This window comes from Nitratireductor sp. CH_MIT9313-5 (assembly GCF_037029545.1).
GTDB lineage: Bacteria > Pseudomonadota > Alphaproteobacteria > Rhizobiales > Rhizobiaceae > Chelativorans.
The window spans coordinates 198,811-213,481 of record NZ_JAYMER010000011.1; the positions used below are offsets into that span (position 1 = coordinate 198,811).

At 59.6% G+C, this 14,671-nt stretch carries 15 protein-coding genes and 1 tRNA gene; 8 read left to right on the plus strand and 8 right to left on the minus strand.

The features are described from left to right. Positions 1–9: 9 nt before the first annotated feature. From WA367_RS05015 to WA367_RS05030, 4 genes are read right to left on the minus strand one after another with little or no spacing between them, the layout of a single operon-like run. A complete protein-coding gene (locus WA367_RS05015; RefSeq protein WP_336055696.1) occupies positions 10–768 on the minus strand; it encodes an iron ABC transporter ATP-binding protein in 759 nt (252 codons plus the stop codon). Then, a complete protein-coding gene (locus tag WA367_RS05020; RefSeq protein ID WP_336055697.1) occupies positions 765–1,709 on the minus strand; it encodes an iron chelate uptake ABC transporter family permease subunit in 945 nt (314 codons plus the stop codon). The genes WA367_RS05015 and WA367_RS05020 overlap by 4 nt, the downstream gene beginning before the upstream one ends. Beyond that, positions 1,702–2,661 carry an ABC transporter permease gene (locus WA367_RS05025; protein ID WP_336055698.1) on the minus strand — a complete coding sequence of 320 codons (960 nt, stop codon included), beginning with the start codon at positions 2,659–2,661 and terminating at the stop codon, positions 1,702–1,704. Before WA367_RS05025 ends, WA367_RS05020 begins: the two co-directional genes overlap by 8 nt. Before the next feature lie 3 nt (positions 2,662–2,664). After that, positions 2,665–3,567: a siderophore ABC transporter substrate-binding protein gene (locus WA367_RS05030; protein ID WP_336055699.1), complete on the minus strand. Its 903-nt coding sequence runs from the start codon at positions 3,565–3,567 to the stop codon at positions 2,665–2,667. A 162-nt stretch (positions 3,568–3,729) separates the two neighbouring features. On the opposite strand from WA367_RS05030, the gene WA367_RS05035 reads away from it, so the two are divergent. Then, positions 3,730–3,897, plus strand: coding sequence for a DUF2218 domain-containing protein (locus WA367_RS05035; protein WP_336055700.1), 168 nt, complete (start codon positions 3,730–3,732; stop codon positions 3,895–3,897). An 81-nt stretch (positions 3,898–3,978) separates the two neighbouring features. Here the strand turns inward: WA367_RS05035 and WA367_RS05040 are convergent, their stop codons facing one another. After that, on the minus strand, positions 3,979–4,956 hold the full coding sequence (locus tag WA367_RS05040; RefSeq protein WP_336055701.1) for a sodium-dependent bicarbonate transport family permease: 978 nt from the start codon (positions 4,954–4,956) through the stop codon (positions 3,979–3,981). Between the two features lie 94 nt (positions 4,957–5,050). Here WA367_RS05040 and WA367_RS05045 point away from each other — a divergent pair, with 94 nt between their 5' ends. Continuing rightward, positions 5,051–5,959, plus strand: coding sequence for a hydrogen peroxide-inducible genes activator (locus WA367_RS05045; RefSeq protein WP_336055702.1), 909 nt, complete (start codon positions 5,051–5,053; stop codon positions 5,957–5,959). A gap of 63 nt (positions 5,960–6,022) precedes the next feature. Here WA367_RS05045 and WA367_RS05050 read toward each other — a convergent pair whose 3' ends face one another. Continuing rightward, positions 6,023–6,616: a hypothetical protein gene (locus WA367_RS05050; protein ID WP_336055703.1), complete on the minus strand. Its 594-nt coding sequence runs from the start codon at positions 6,614–6,616 to the stop codon at positions 6,023–6,025. Between the two features lie 174 nt (positions 6,617–6,790). Beyond that, complete coding sequence (locus tag WA367_RS05055; RefSeq protein WP_336055704.1) at positions 6,791–7,669, minus strand: LysR family transcriptional regulator; 879 nt, start codon at positions 7,667–7,669, stop codon at positions 6,791–6,793. 147 nt (positions 7,670–7,816) lie between these two features. Between WA367_RS05055 and WA367_RS05060 the strand changes: the two genes are divergently transcribed. Both WA367_RS05060 and WA367_RS05065 read left to right on the plus strand, forming a co-directional pair. Beyond that, positions 7,817–8,080 (plus strand): DUF4242 domain-containing protein, encoded by a 264-nt coding sequence (locus WA367_RS05060; protein WP_336055705.1) that lies wholly within the window; start codon positions 7,817–7,819, stop codon positions 8,078–8,080. 249 nt (positions 8,081–8,329) lie between these two features. After that, a tRNA-Arg gene (locus WA367_RS05065) sits at positions 8,330–8,406 on the plus strand. Between the two features lie 24 nt (positions 8,407–8,430). Here WA367_RS05065 and WA367_RS05070 read toward each other — a convergent pair. After that, on the minus strand, positions 8,431–9,357 hold the full coding sequence (locus tag WA367_RS05070; protein ID WP_336055706.1) for a helix-turn-helix domain-containing protein: 927 nt from the start codon (positions 9,355–9,357) through the stop codon (positions 8,431–8,433). Positions 9,358–9,503: 146 nt separating this feature from the next. On the opposite strand from WA367_RS05070, the gene WA367_RS05075 reads away from it, so the two are divergent. The 4 genes from WA367_RS05075 to WA367_RS05090 all read left to right on the plus strand — a co-directional run bounded on the left by WA367_RS05075 (position 9,504) and on the right by WA367_RS05090 (position 14,668). Then, positions 9,504–10,736: an ABC transporter substrate-binding protein gene (locus WA367_RS05075; protein WP_336055707.1), complete on the plus strand. Its 1,233-nt coding sequence runs from the start codon at positions 9,504–9,506 to the stop codon at positions 10,734–10,736. A gap of 172 nt (positions 10,737–10,908) precedes the next feature. After that, complete coding sequence (locus WA367_RS05080) at positions 10,909–11,727, plus strand: carbohydrate ABC transporter permease (RefSeq protein ID WP_442935550.1); 819 nt, start codon at positions 10,909–10,911, stop codon at positions 11,725–11,727. A gap of 2 nt (positions 11,728–11,729) precedes the next feature. Then, positions 11,730–12,581: a carbohydrate ABC transporter permease gene (locus WA367_RS05085; RefSeq protein ID WP_036483032.1), complete on the plus strand. Its 852-nt coding sequence runs from the start codon at positions 11,730–11,732 to the stop codon at positions 12,579–12,581. Beyond that, the gene (locus WA367_RS05090) at positions 12,578–14,668 is read left to right on the plus strand and encodes an alpha-galactosidase (protein ID WP_336055709.1); all 2,091 of its coding nucleotides are present in this window, start codon (positions 12,578–12,580) and stop codon (positions 14,666–14,668) included. The genes WA367_RS05085 and WA367_RS05090 overlap by 4 nt, the downstream gene beginning before the upstream one ends. Positions 14,669–14,671: the final 3 nt, after the last annotated feature.

The window sequence follows — 14,671 nt, forward strand, 5'->3', positions numbered from 1 at the left end:
CGAGCCGCCTCACGCGTAGTGGAGCGCCATCCGCTTGCCTTCCACCTCCTGTACGCGCAGTTGCGTGCCAAATATCGCCTCCAGCGTGTCGGCTTCCATGATCTCCGGCGGAGTACCCTGAGCCACCAGCCGGCCATCGCGCATCCCGATGATGCGATCAGCATGTGCGCTGGCATAGTTGATCTCATGGATCACCACGATGATCGTCCGGCCATGCTCATCGGCCAGCGTGCGAAGCTGATGCATCAGCCCGCGCGCAAAGGACATGTCGAGATTGTTGAGCGGCTCGTCGAGCAGGAGATAGTCAGCCGCCTGGGCAAAGCTCATCGCCACCATGGCCCGTTGGCGCTGCCCGCCGGAAAGCTGGTCCAGAAAGCGATGCTCCAGAGCTTCGAGCTGAAAGGCTGCAAGGGCCTCATCAACCGCCGCGTGGTCTTCACCCCGCATGCGTCCGCGGCAATGCGGAAAGCGCCCGAAGCCAACCAGATCGCGCACCGTCACGCGCGCGCCGAGCTGCGTGTCCTGGCGCAGGATCGCAAGCTTTCGTGCCAGTTCCTCGCCGCGGGTCATGCTCACATCCAGCCCGTCAAAACTGATGCGACCACTCTGCAAGGTCTGCAGACGCGCCATCAAAGACAGAAGCGTTGACTTGCCTGCACCATTGGGACCGACAAGCGCCGTCACGCCGCCTTTGGGAACGGTGAGTGTGATGTCGTGAAGCACCTGCTGGTGTCCATGGTGATGGCTCACATTCTCGATTTCGATCATCGTTGTGTGCCCCGCAGGATAAGTGTGAGAAAGACGAGGCCGCCAAGAAACTCGACAGCAACGGAAAGTGGCACGGAAAGCGATAGAACACGCTCGGTAATCGCCTGGCCGCCCACCAGAACGATGCCTGCACAAAGGCTTGCCGCCGGAAGAAGAAGCGCATGCCGGTGCGATCTCATCACCAGATGCGCGAGGCTGGCGACCAGCAGGCCGAAAAAGGTGACCGGACCAGCAAGCGCGGTAGATACCGAAACAAGCAGCGCGATGATGGTCAGGATGATGAGAACGATGCGCTTGTGGTTCAGCCCCAGATTGATCGCATGGTCACGCCCCAGCGCAATGACGTCGAGCTCGCGGCGATAGTGCCATGCAGCTGCAATACCCAGCACACAAAGGGGCACGCAATAGCGCAGAAGGTCCGCATCAAAGCTGTTGAAGCTCGCAAAGCTGCTCGACTGCACGACCGCGAATTCGTTCGGGTCGATCAACCTCTCGATGAAGGAGGTGAGACTGCGGAAGAGCACGCCGAAGATGATGCCGGTAAGGACCAGTCGGTGAATGTCGTGACGCGCGGCACCGATGAGTGTCCCGAACAGGTGAAGTGCAGCGCCCATCAGGAGCGCGAATTCCATACCGAAGCGCAGACCACTTGAAAGCTGCGTCACACCGAAGCCGCCAAGCACGAATACAAGCCCAGCCTGGAACAGGAGGAACAGCGCATCAAACCCCATGATGGAGGGTGTGAGAATACGGTTTGCGGTGATTGTCTGGAAGAGCACCGTTGAAACGGCAATCGCCGCGCTCACCACCAGGAGAGCCAGAAGCTTTGTGCCGCGAAAGGCGAGCACGAAGCCCCAATTGCCGCGCGCGCCCCAGGTCATGAAGATCAGGACTGCAACGATCAGACCAAGAGCAAGCCAGATCAGCCGACGCTCAGCCATGTGACGGCCTTTTGGCATAGAGCAGCCAAAGGAAGATCACCGCGCCCACCACACCGAAAACCGTACCGACCGGGATCTCGTAGGGGTGACGCACAATACGACCGACAATGTCGCAGACAAGAACAAGGCCCGCACCAGAGGCCGCAACGAATGGCAAGCTTGATCGCAGATTGTCGCCCAGTAGGCGGCTTGCGATGTTCGGCACCACGAGCCCGACAAACGGGATCATGCCGATATTGACCACCGTGAGCGCGGTAATGACCGATACCACGACCAGCCCGAGAAGAAGCATCTGGTTGTAATTGAGACCGAGGCTGATCGAGGCATCGCGCCCAAGCCCCAGAATGGAGAAGCGGTCGGCAGCCAGATAGGCGATCACTGCCGCAATGCCGCTGACAAAGAGAAACTCGTAGCGCCCGGCAATCACGCCGGAAAACTCGCCATTGAGCCAGATACTGACATATTGAAGAAGATCAGTGCGATAGGCGAGAAACGTGACGCCTGCGCCGATGATCGCGCCATAGACCAGTCCGACAAGCGGAACGAGCAGCGGCTGGGTGACAGGCAGGCGCCGCACGATCAGCAGGAATATGCCGCTGCCAAGAAGCGCTGTCAGGCTGGCGAAACCCATCTTCACGACAAGCGGGGCACCGGGCGCGTAAAGCGTGGCAAGCAGGATGCCAAGGGCCGCACTTTGCCCCGTGCCCGCCGTGGTTGGTTCGACGAAGCGGTTGCGGGCAAGCATCTGCATGATGACACCTGCAACAGCCAATGTGGCACCGGTCAGGACCACCGCCAGAGTGCGCGGCAGGCGGCTCACCGCCATCAGCTTCAGCGCCTCGCTGCCGCGCAAAAGCTGAGAGGGCGCCATGTCGATGACGCCCACGAAGAGGCTGGCTGCTGCCAGCGCCAGAAGCGCCAGCAGCGTTGCTGACCGGACGGGAAGGCTCATGGTTCAGGAGGGCTTGCTGAAGCCTTCGATGAGCAGGTCGAGCGTGTTCATGATGGAGCGCGCACCGCCGCCGGCAATGTAGAGGTCTGCCGCATTGAGATAGATCACCTGACCGTTTTTCCAGGCGGTTGTTTCGGCCACCAGGGCATTGTCCAGCGTCTCATCTGCAAGCGCGCCTTCCGCGCCGATCGCGACCGACCGGTCAATCACCAGCAGCCAGTCGGGATTGGCGTCGCGGATGAACTCGAAGGAAACGGCCTCACCGTGTGAGTTCTCGCTGGAGGTTTCAACCGCTTCGGGAAGGTCGAGTGCCTGATGCAGCCAGCCAAAGCGTGAGCCCTTGCCATAGGCCGATACCTTTGGGCCATTGGTCATAACGATCAGGGCGCTGCCCTTGCCGGCCACCGCCTCACGCGCCTTCGCAAGCTTCTCGTCAAGTTCCGCACTCAAGGCGCTCGCCTTGTCTGCGCGATCAAAAAGCTTGCCATAGGCTGCAATCCTCGCCTTTGCCTGGCCCAGAAGGTCATCGCCCCAAACGGTCATGTCGATGGTCGGGGCGAATTTGGAGAGCGGCTCAAGCTGTTCGGCCGAGCGCGAGGCAACCACAATCAGGTCCGGTTGCATCGCGTTGATGGCTTCGAAGTCTGGTTCGAACAGCGACCCGACCACTTCGGCTTTCTCATGCGCGTCCTTGAGATGATCGAGATAGGCCTTGTCGACCGTGCCCGCCACCGAGACCCCGAGCGCATTCAGCGTGTCGAAGGCCGAAAGGTCAAAGACCGCGATCTTCTCCGGCGATGCGGGAACCTCTGCCGGGCCACGGGCGGTTTCGATCGTGACGGTATCGGCGAGAGCAGGGGCGGCGAACAGAACGGCGGCAGCAGCAATCTGGACGAGGCTTCTCATGGACAAGCTCCTTGGCAATCGGCTTCAATACTTGATTGGCTTAATCAGCTTTAAGCGGATTAGCCCATTGCAAAATCCGTGTCCAGAATAATATGATTAACTTACTCAACAATTGGACGGACCCGAGAATGCCCAACGCCAAAGCCAGCTATCAGACAGAAAATGGTCGCAAATATCTCATCCAGCTCTGCAAGCACTTCGCGCACCTTGAACGCCCCTGACGAGGAATCACTCAATCGCGGGAAGGGTGCCATCGAAAGCCATCTCGTCCGCTTCGCCTTCCGCGAGAAGCTCGAACGCCTCGATTGGAAGTCCGCAGAGCCTGCCTGATGCCGCCGAAGCTACTCCCGCAAAGTTGAAACAGAGAGGCGGCGCACTTCCGCCTCCCTGTAATTCGTACCCTTGGGCGGGTCAGCTCGGCGCGCCAAGGCCCGCAAGCCACAGATAGAGCGGCAGTCCGACTGTGATGTTGAAGGGAAACGTCACGCCCAGCGAGAGCGTCAGGTAAATTCCCGACTCCGCCCTTGGAAGCGCAATCCGCATTGCTGCGGGTACCGCGATATATGAAGCGGAGGCAGCCAGAACCATTAACAGGAACAGGCTCCCGGTCTGCAAGCCGATGGCCCAGCCGGCAGCCCACCCAAAGAGTGCAGCGATCAGAGGCATAAGCAGGCCGAAGGAGAAGAGCCCGGCATTCAGCATGTGGCGGTTGCGCAAGAGGCTCCGTCCGGCGGAAATTCCCATGTCCAGGAGAAACAGGCAGAGAATGCCGACAAAGGGCGTGACGACGAAGGGCGCAATCATCTCCATGCCTTTTTCCTTCGTCACGGCTCCGATCAGGAATGCCCCTGTAAGCAGTAGTACTGACCCGTTTGCAAACAGCTCCCGTGCAGGAACCCCCTTCGTTTCCCTTTCTCCTGAAAAGCGGTGAGCGATCCACAATGCCGATAGAATTGCAGGCACCTCCATGCTCGCGGCAACCGCGACCATGTAGCCGTCGAACTTCACCCCCGCTAGCTCCAGCAAGCTTGATGCCGCCACAAAGGTCACGATGGAGATAGAGCCGTAGTGTCCTGCCACCGCAGCCGCGTTCAACGCGTCGAGACGGGTCGTGACACGCAACAGCAGAAAGGCGAGGAAGGGGATAAGGAAAGACAATACCAGGCCCGCCATGATGGCGAGCAGCAGATCGGCATGCAGACCGTGCTGCGCCAGACTGTGCCCGCCCTTGAAGCCGATCGCGAGAAGAAGATAGAGCGACATGAACTTCGCGGCACCTTCCGGAATGGAAAGGTCGCTGCGCACGGCCGCAGCCACGAGGCCCAGTACGAAGAAGAGGATTGTCGGCACCATCAGGTTACCGGTTAGCGTGTCGATGACGGCAGACATTGCAGGCTCCAGATTTCGATGCCGCGCTCTTGCCGCAACTCTATTCATAGTTAAAATACTTTCTTATCTCTCCAAAGATAGCTTGAGACTATGAATGAGGCCGACGCTCCGACAGCTTGAATATATTGTCACCGTGCACCAGCTCGGCGGGTTCGGTCTTGCCGCGGAGAGGTTGCATGTCAGTCAGCCAAGTCTGTCGAGCCAGATCGCCGCAGTGGAAGCGGATCTTGGCGTTCAGCTCTTCAAGCGAGGGCGCAACGGGGCCCAGACAACGGCCAAGGGACTGGAATTTGTTCACCGCGCGCGACGCATCCTCAGCGAGGTGGAGAGCCTTCGCAGTGTCATGGCCACGGATTTGCCCTTTGGCGGAAGGCTGAGACTGGGCGCACTTCCCTCAATTGGTCCTTACCTCCTGCCACAGGTCATGCAATCCCTGCATCGCGACGAGCCGGACTTGCGTGTGATCGTGCGTGAGGAAAACACGCTGAACCTGGATGAGGGCATCCGCAACGGGCGCTTTGATGCCATCATCTCAACCCCTGAGGATCATCCGAACACCCGTCAGTATCCTTTATTCACGGAGCCGCTTTGGGTGTGCGCCTCGCCCGACCATGCCATTGCTTCCATGCACGAAGTGACGGCAGCCAATCTGACTGGCCAGCGCTTGCTCACCCTGGACACGGGGCACCGCCTCGCGCGGATCGTCTACGGCCTGGCCGGCCTTAGCGGCGGTATCGTGTCGGATGACTATGAGGGCACCAGTCTCGACTCAATCCTTTTGATGGCCGCCACGGGAGCCGGTATAGCCGTACTCCCCGATCTGTTCGCGCGCCGACAGGCCGTGCACAGGAAGGAAGTTGTTGTCAGGCCGCTGGTCATGCCCGACGCAAACCGGGGCATCAGCCTGATGTTTCCCGACAACCGGACCTTCGACGACAGCCGCGAGCGGCTCGTGGGCGTCATGAGAGAAGCAGCCAAGGCCCTCGATCTGGCTGTTGGTTGAAGCCAAAGCGCTCCCGGCTGAAAAGGTGCCGGGAGCTACTTCGATGCGAGAAACGAAAGCGTTTCAATGCCTGGCGTGATGCTGACACGTTACATTGGGGTTGAATGGCATGAGTTCGCCACTGGGGTTCTCCCGAAACAGCCATACATGCTGGTCATAGTGTGGTTCGAAGCCGTGGGCCTCATCTGCAGCGGTGTCCGCCTTGTCGGCCATGTGATCCCATGCGCGACCATTGAACATGGGAGGACTGTTGTTCCCGGCTTCTTTCCAGGCTTTCTCGAAGACAAGGTTCTCCACGCCAACGAGGACGAGCGATCCGTCAGCCTGCGGCTCGTATAGCAACACCGATGGCTTCAAAAAGTCGGTGTGTATGCTCATGCCGTCGACTCTTGGCTGATCGGCGGTAATCTTGAGCAGGCTCGGATTGAGGTAATGAATACCCATCCCGCCCCATTCGGCTGGCAATCCCTCTGCGGCGGCATCCACACAATGACCAGATGGATCCGGGATGTAGCCTTCCGCGAGTGCGACTTTCACGTCCTTGTATTTTTCGACAGCCGTACGCAGAGCAGCCAGATCATAATCATCGGCGAAGGCGGTTGAAAGCGAGCCAATCCCGGCCGCCAAGGCAACCTGAACGAACATAGCGAACTTCATTGTGATGTCCTCCGAGCGCCAGCATCATCAAAAACAGCTAGGCGCCAAATGCCCGAACTGTGGATTTTACCACGTCCCAGGCCGTTAGCAATTGGCATATGCAGCCGATGCGACACGGCCAGACAGCGACTGAAGCAGGAATGCACATAGGGGCAAACGCCGGCTGCCCCTCGTTCACCCCGGCCACGAAAAACGGCTGGCCACCCTGAAAAAGGATTCAAGACCCGGCGAGAATTTTCGACCGGGGGCAGTCATGGCAGCTATCTGGCGTTCTACCTCCGGCTCGATCAGCGGGCGTTGCATGAGTCCCGGCAGGCTGACGGAAAACTCCGGCATGAAGGCAAATCCGAGCCCCGCAAGAACCATGGCCTGTACCCAGTCCTCTCTCTCGGAACGAAAGCGTGCGTAGAGCTCGACGCCTTTGCTCTGGCATGCGGATATGACCATCTCGCGCATCTCGCAGGAGAGTCGATCCACGTAATCTTCTCCATCAAGATCAGCCAGACGCACCGCGTTGTGTGCACTAAGTCGGTGATCGGGCGGGAAGACGACAACATATCGCTCCCTGTAAAGATCCTGTGTGCGCAAGCGGTCTTCCAGTTCGGCTGTCCTGGTCGCGATCAGGACGTCCAGTTCGCCCTCAAGCAACTGGTCGGCAAGTCTTGATGCGGAGCCCTCGCTTACCGACAGCTCAACGCCCGGGCTCTCCTTGTCGAAGCGAGCGAGAAATCGGGCAAGCCGCACATGTCCAACCGTCGAGAGCACACCCAGGCGGATGGGTACCTTCTTGAGCAGGCGGAAGTTTTGTGCCAGCGCGCGCGCCGCTTCCGTTTCCTCCACGATCTGCTGCAGGTGGGGGAGCATTGATCGACCGAACTCGCTCAGCAATATCCGGCGCCCCTCCCTATGGAAAAGCTCCGTTTCCAGCTCGTTCTCGAGTGCCTTGATGCCTTTGGTCAGAGCCGGTTGGGATACACAGCATTCCTCCGCAGCCTTGGTGAAATTCAGGCTCTTGGCAGCCGCCAGCACATATCTGATCTGCGCCATCTCCATGATCAACTCCTCGGTCGATCCCACCGCTTGAGCAGCTTACCACAGCCGAACCCAACCGTAAGTTATGGATCAATGAGAAAACGCCATTTCCGCCCCGGTGAAACCCGTGGTGCAATCGTTCCACCGTAAGCATGAGGAGGAATGGAAATGACCGTCTATATGGTTGAACGAAACCTCAAGGGTATCAGCATGGAGGATCTGGCAGGAGCGCAGAGGGCGGCAATTGCAACAGCGGCCGACATGTCAGCCAACGGAGAGCGGATCGAATATATTCGCTCGACATTCGCCCCAGAGGACGGTCGCTGCATGTGCCTGTTCGAAAGCAAGGACATTGAGCAGGTCCGGCGACTTAACGACAAGGCCGGTCTGCCTTACAGCCAGGTGGTGGAGGCTCTGGACCTCACCCCATAGATCGGGCTTCTCACCAGGCAGGCGTTCTCCGCTGAGACCGTTTCACCACGCCCACGGAGGACGCCTTGCAGCCAGAGCAACGGTTTCAACGCCCTTCGTGTTGCCTTACCCAAATTGCGCCACGACGTTGCCTCGCAAGAAACGACCGCATCGCTCCCCTCTGTCCGAAGAGGAATGCAAGCGCCATTTCCGCATTGATGGATCGCAAAGCATCCGCTATGAAAGCCGCGTATCGGCCACGCGGCCATTGCACCCGTAGCTCAGCTGGATAGAGCGCTGCCCTCCGAAGGCAGAGGTCACAGGTTCGAATCCTGTCGGGTGCGCCATTTCTCCTTATATTTTCCCTCCCTTCACTCCACCACTTGCGTCGCCCTTGCCCTGATCCTCTTGCGAAACGCTGATGGCTTTTCGTGGAAGCGATCGGCGAAGGCTTCGTAGAAGCGTGAGGTGGAGCCGAAGCCTGATTCGAAGGCGACATCGGTGACTGAAAGATTGGTCGAGATGAGGAGAGACTGGGCAGTGTCCAGACGGTGACGCACGATCGCCTGATTGATCGTATGGCCCACCGTGTCCTTGAAGATGCTCATCGCGTAGTTCGGGTGCAGCCCCGCATCGCGTCCAACATCCTCGGCAGAAATGTCGTCAGTCGCATGTTCGGCAATGAAGCGCAGCATGCGCTCCACGCGCTGGAGGCGCGCGGCGTCCACCCCGCTTGCATTTGCAAGAGCGGATCCAGTCTCGCGCAGATCGCGCCAGCCCTCCCGTTCGAGGCGCAGGAGCCTTGCCGTCAGTTCCTGGCGCACGATCTCCTCCAGGGCCTCGTCTCCTCTCAACAACTCCTCCCGCCATCTGAGAAAGATATCTTCCTCATATGGGCGCAGATCGGAGGTCTCGATCATTGCCCCGCGGAACACCGCCTCACGGAACCGCTGGAGGCCGGGTTGGGCCAGAAAGCTCGACATTGGAACATAGATGCACACGAAACGCGTGCCTTCCGGGCGCCCGATGACCTGATGGGGCACCATGCCCCAGAACAGGCAGAGACTGCCTGCCTGAACGGTAAGCTCACGCCCGTCGAACCAATATGTCATCGCGCCTTCCAGGACGAGATTCATCTCGACCTGGCTGTGCATGTGCGGCCCTTCCATCAGCCGAACCTGCAGGCTCTCACCGGCACAGAAACGGTGATCGCCGAAGACAACGGCAGGATGACGCGGGTGCAATTCGGGATGAATGGGCACCGACTCGTCTGGCGGTTGTGTACTGGTCTGGCCCATCACCTTAGGATCCCGGAAAAGTTTGGCAGAAGAACGGGAGAATTCTACGGTATCGGGACGGAATATCAAGGAGAGCCAGAGGAGGAAGCGCAATTGTCGCTTCCGGCTCGTGCATTCGTGACTGACCAAGGTCATGGGAGGAAAAAATGACCCCTATCAGGAAACTGGGCGGCCTCGCCCTGTCGCTGGCGCTGCTGTCAACTTCAGCTCTTGCCGGTGAAATCGTGCTCAACTCCGATCAGTCCGATCCGGCGCCGAAAAAGGCGATGGAAGAGCTGATCGCCGACTTCCAGGAAGCCCATCCCGACATCACGGTGAAGTGGAACAATTTCGACCACGAGGGCTACAAGTCTGCCATCCGCAACTTCCTGACCGCCAATCCGCCGGATGTTGCGGCCTGGTATGCAGGCAACCGCATGAAGCCTTTCGTGGATGCAGGACTCTTCGAGGACGTGTCCGATGTCTGGGAAGAAAACGGTCTGAATGAAGAGCTGAAATCGGCCGCCGCTTCCATGACCATAGACGGCAAGAAGTGGGGCGTGCCCTATACCTACTACCAGTGGGGCATCTACTACCGAAAGGATATCTTCGAAGAGCAGGGCATCGAGCCGCCGAAGACCTGGGACGAGCTGCTTGCAGCTTCCGCCAAGCTGAAGGAAGCGGGCATCACGCCGTTTACCATCGGCACCAAGGCGCTGTGGCCGACCGGCGGCTGGTTCGACTATCTGAACCTGCGCGTCAATGGCTACGAATTCCACATGGATCTCACCTCCGGCAAGGTGCCTTACACCGACCCGCGCGTGAAGGCGGTCTTCGAGAAATGGGCCGAGCTTGTCGAGCCTGGCTATTTCATCGAAAACCATGCGGCCATCGACTGGCAGGATGCGATCCCGCATCTCGTGCAGGGCAAGGCTGCCATGTATCTGATGGGCAATTTCGCCGTCGCCACCATGAAGGACGGCGGTCTGGAGGAAGATCAGATCGGCTTCCTGCAGTTCCCGCAGATCAACCCGGATATCCCGATGTCCGAGGAAGCGCCGACCGATACCTTCCACATCCCGGCGGGTGCGAAGAACAAGGAAGACGCCAAGAAGTTCCTGGCCTATCTCGCTTCACCTGAAGCCCAGACCAAGATGAACAAGACGCTTGGTCAGCTTCCGGTCAACAACAAGGCCGAGAAGCCTGAGGACCCGTTCCTTGAGGCTGGCTTCGAGATGCTTTCTGAAGCCCACGCGCTGGCGCAGTTCTACGACCGCGATGCGGCTGCGGAAATGGCCAAGGCCGGCATGGAAGGCTTCCAGGAATTCATGGTGAAGCCGGACAAGGTGGATGACATTCTCGAGCGTCTCGAGAAGATCCGCGCCCGCGTCTACAAATAGGGTTTCCTCCCACCCGGGCGCTTCATGCCTCTTCAGGAGCGCCCGGGCTTTTTCTTCATGTATCCATCATGCAGGTGTTGTCGTGACCGAGGCCGTTTACCAGAAGCGCGTGTCGCGCAGGCCAAACCGGCTCAAGCTGGCCCCTTGGCTGTTCCTGGCCCCCGGGCTGTTGATGTTCCTCATCTATGTGCTCGTTCCCATCGTCGAGTCCTTCTGGATCAGCTTTCACGATTGGGATGGTCTGGGCGCCATGTCCTGGATCGGCATGGGCAACTATATCGAGCTTCTGGATGACGACACCTTCTATGTTTCGCTTTGGAACAACCTTTTGTGGCTGGTGCTCTATCTCCTGTCGATACCGGCAGGTCTTGCGGTCGCCCTGTTCCTGAACCAGAACGTCGCGGGCATCCGCATCTACAAGTCGATGTTCTTCTTCCCCTTCGTCATCAGCCAGGTGGTGGTGGGCCTCATCTTCACCTGGTTCTATGCGCCGGGCTTCGGGCCGCTCTCAGTCTTTCTGGAATGGCTGACGGGAGACGAGATCGCGATTCTGGCGGATGAGCGCTACGTCACCTACGGCATCATTCTCGCTGGCCTCTGGCCGCAGACCGCCTATTGCATGATCCTGTATCTGGCGGGTCTCAACAACATCAATTCCGAGCAGGTGGAGGCTGCGCGCATGGATGGCGCCAAGGGCTTCTCCATGCTCTGGCATGTCATTCTCCCGCAGCTGCGCCCGGCGACTTTCATCGCGCTGGTGGTCACCGTCATCGGCTCGCTGCGCTCCTTCGACCTCGTCTCCATCATGACGGCCGGCGGCCCCTACGGCTCGAGCCAGGTGCTGTCCTACTTCATGTATGAGCAGGCGCTTTCCGAATATGGCTACCGCATGGGCTATGGCGCAGCGATTGCCGTCGTTCTGTTCCTCATCATGATGGTGTTCATCACCTTCTTCATCACCCGCATGCTGAACCAGGAAAGGAACACCTGACCATGTTCCCCAAACCCATTCAGCAATCGGCCCCGTGGGCGCGGCTCACCTACAAGGTCCTGCTGCCCGTGGCCCTCGTTCTCTGGCTCTTGCCGCTGATCGGCGTGGCGCTCACCTCGGTGCGCCCGCAGGGCGATCTCGCTGCCGGCAACTATTTCGGCATCCCGTCGGGCTTTGCAGGCATCGAGAACTACACGGCCGTGCTCACCAACTCGCCGATTGCCACCTATATCCTCAACTCGTTCAAGGTGACGGTGCCGACGGTCATCGGTGCAATCGCTCTGTCCTGCCTGACGGGCTTTGCACTTGCGGTCTATCGCTTCCGTTTCAATCTCGGCATCTTCTTTCTGTTCGTGGCGGGCAATTTCATCCCCTTCCAGATCCTCATGGTGCCGGTGCGCGACATGACGCTTCGCGCGGGCCTCTACGACACCACACTGGGTCTCGTGCTCTTCCACATCGCGTTCCAGACAGGCTTCTGCACGCTCTTCATGCGCAATTTCATCAAGGGTCTGCCCTTCGCGCTGATCGAGTCCGCCCGGGTGGAAGGCGTGTCGGAATGGAAGATCTTTCGCCATATCGTTCTGCCGCTGATGCGGCCAGCCATCGCGGCACTCGCCGTCCTCGTCTTCACCTTCGTCTGGAACGACTATTTCTGGGCAACCGTGCTCGTTCAGGGCCAGCACGCAATGCCGGTGACGGCAGGACTTTACTCTCTCAATGGCCAGTGGGTGGCCGCATGGCATCTCGTCTCGGCAGGCTCGATCATCGCCGCCCTGCCACCGGTCGCCATGTTCTTCCTGATGCAAAAACATTTCATTGCCGGACTGACACTCGGGGCCACCAAGGGATGAACCAGATCATTACGGTGGGCGAAGCGCCCTTCGCGCTCAATCTGCGCCTGCACGACGCAGGAATGCCTGAAATCATCTCCTTCGGCGATACTGTCGAGGCGCATGAGCCTCTGGCTGGCATCACCCGCGCAAGCCGCATCAACGGTATGGACGAGGCGGTGCCGTCGAATGTCATCCTGCCAACCGGCGGCTTGGGATATTTCGGCTGGCCGGCTATCGCAGGCCATCGCCAGGGGCGTGACTTCCTGCTCGATTTTTCCGACTGGAAAGTGCTGCAGACGGACAACCAGACGCGGCTGTCTGCGCGAGATACCGTTGCGCAAATCGCGATCCAGATCGAGATCGCAAGCCACGCCGGGGGCGTGATATCAATGGCCTCGCGGTTGACCAACGAAGGCACCTCGCCCTACCAGCTTGACCGCTGCATGGCAGGCACCTTCCGCCTTCCGGCGGGGCAGGCATGGGTCGAGCACTTCACGGGGTCCTGGGGTCGCGAATTCCAGACACGGCGCGAGAAACTGGGTACAGCGCTTTGGGTGCAGGAAAACCGCCGCGGGCGCACCTCCCATGACAGGCCGCCCATGCTTTTCGTTGAAAGCGGCGGCCTGGAGCTTGGCCTGACCCTTGGGTGGAGCGGCAACCATCAAGTCGCGGTGGATTGTGCGGATGATGGTGCGCGACTTGTCCATCTCGGTGCACTTTTCGAGCCGGGCGAATGCCTGCTTGGCCCCGGCGAGACATACGAGAGCCCGCGCGCCTATGCGGGAGCGGATGTTGCAAGCCTGCATGCCTTCGTGCGTGAGGAACTGCTTGATTGGCCCGACACTGCCATGAAGCCCAGGCCGGTCACGCTCAACACCTGGGAAGGCAATTATTTCGATCACAGGCTGGATGCGCTTAAGGCGCAGGCGAGCGCTGCAGCCGAACTGGGGATCGAGCGCTTCGTGCTGGATGACGGCTGGTTCGGCCGCCGCGACGACGACACGTCGAGCCTCGGCGACTGGGATATCGACCCGCGCAAATATCCATCGGGGCTGAAGCCACTGGTAGACCATGTCACGGGCCTTGGCATGGAATTCGGCATCTGGTTCGAGCCCGAGATGATCAACCCGAATTCCGAGCTTTTCCGCACTTACCCCGACTGGGCCTTGCAGGCGGAAGGACGACCGCTTCTGCTCTCACGCAATCAGCTCGTGCTCGAACTGACACGGCCGGAGGTCTCCGACTACCTCTTCAACAAGATGCATGCCGTGCTCTCAACGCACGATATCTCCTATATCAAATGGGACATGAACCGCGACCTGACCCACGTGGCAGGTCGTGACGGTCGCGCGCGAACAGATGCGCAAACCCGTGCGGTCTATGCGCTCATGGATCGCATTCGCGCAGCCCATCCCGATGTGGAAATCGAAAGCTGCGCTTCGGGTGGCGGGCGCGTCGACTACGGCGTTCTCGCTCGCACCCATCGCGTCTGGGCTTCCGATTGCACCGACGCGCTGGAGCGGCTGGAGATCCAGCGCGGCATCTCCCGTTTCTTGCCGCCGGAGATCGTCGGCTCGCATGTATCCGCCGTCCCCAACCACCAGACGGGACGCCGCCACAGCTTGAGCTTCCGCGCCATTGTGGCGATGGCCTACCATTTCGGGGTGGAGCTCAATCCGCTGGAGATGACCGGGAGCGAGCGCGCGGAGCTTGCGGGCTTCATCGAGGAGCACAAGCGTCTGCGCCCTGTACTTCACGCCAGTGGCGCAAATTTCTTCTGCGAACCGCTGGATGGTCGGTATCTCTGGGGGGCGGCGATTAAAGAGAAGATCGTGCTCTTCATCGCGCAGGCCACGCAGGCAGTGAGCGAACAGCCCGCGCCACTGCGTTTGCCGGAGAAGCTGCGCACCATCGGTGGCGCCTGGCGCATCACAAACAAAATGCCGGACCATCCGGCCTTCATCCGAATACATGACGACCAGAAGCGACTGCTCGCAGGCGAGATCAGTTTCTCGCTTGATGCAGCAATAAGCGGCGGGCTGCCGCTGCCAATGATGATGCCGGAAAGCGCAATGCTTCTGGAACTGGACCGGGAGGACAATTGAGAT

What these genes read in the sequence shown, in the direction of transcription:
- WA367_RS05020 (WP_336055697.1), bottom strand. Translation starts at nt 1,709, where the DNA reads ATGGCTGAGCGTCGGCTGATCTGGCTTGCTCTTGGTCTGATCGTTGCA.
- WA367_RS05075 (WP_336055707.1), top strand. Translation starts at nt 9,504, where the DNA reads ATGACCCCTATCAGGAAACTGGGCGGCCTCGCCCTGTCGCTGGCGCTG.
- WA367_RS05015 (WP_336055696.1), bottom strand. Translation starts at nt 768, where the DNA reads ATGATCGAAATCGAGAATGTGAGCCATCACCATGGACACCAGCAGGTG.
- WA367_RS05080 (WP_442935550.1), top strand. Translation starts at nt 10,909, where the DNA reads ATGTTCCTCATCTATGTGCTCGTTCCCATCGTCGAGTCCTTCTGGATC.
- WA367_RS05070 (WP_336055706.1), bottom strand. Translation starts at nt 9,357, where the DNA reads ATGGGCCAGACCAGTACACAACCGCCAGACGAGTCGGTGCCCATTCAT.
- WA367_RS05055 (WP_336055704.1), bottom strand. Translation starts at nt 7,669, where the DNA reads ATGGAGATGGCGCAGATCAGATATGTGCTGGCGGCTGCCAAGAGCCTG.
- WA367_RS05090 (WP_336055709.1), top strand. Translation starts at nt 12,578, where the DNA reads ATGAACCAGATCATTACGGTGGGCGAAGCGCCCTTCGCGCTCAATCTG.
- WA367_RS05025 (WP_336055698.1), bottom strand. Translation starts at nt 2,661, where the DNA reads ATGAGCCTTCCCGTCCGGTCAGCAACGCTGCTGGCGCTTCTGGCGCTG.
- WA367_RS05040 (WP_336055701.1), bottom strand. Translation starts at nt 4,956, where the DNA reads ATGTCTGCCGTCATCGACACGCTAACCGGTAACCTGATGGTGCCGACA.
- WA367_RS05060 (WP_336055705.1), top strand. Translation starts at nt 7,817, where the DNA reads ATGACCGTCTATATGGTTGAACGAAACCTCAAGGGTATCAGCATGGAG.
- WA367_RS05045 (WP_336055702.1), top strand. Translation starts at nt 5,051, where the DNA reads ATGAGGCCGACGCTCCGACAGCTTGAATATATTGTCACCGTGCACCAG.
- WA367_RS05030 (WP_336055699.1), bottom strand. Translation starts at nt 3,567, where the DNA reads ATGAGAAGCCTCGTCCAGATTGCTGCTGCCGCCGTTCTGTTCGCCGCC.
- WA367_RS05085 (WP_036483032.1), top strand. Translation starts at nt 11,730, where the DNA reads ATGTTCCCCAAACCCATTCAGCAATCGGCCCCGTGGGCGCGGCTCACC.
- WA367_RS05050 (WP_336055703.1), bottom strand. Translation starts at nt 6,616, where the DNA reads ATGAAGTTCGCTATGTTCGTTCAGGTTGCCTTGGCGGCCGGGATTGGC.
- WA367_RS05035 (WP_336055700.1), top strand. Translation starts at nt 3,730, where the DNA reads ATGGTCGCAAATATCTCATCCAGCTCTGCAAGCACTTCGCGCACCTTG.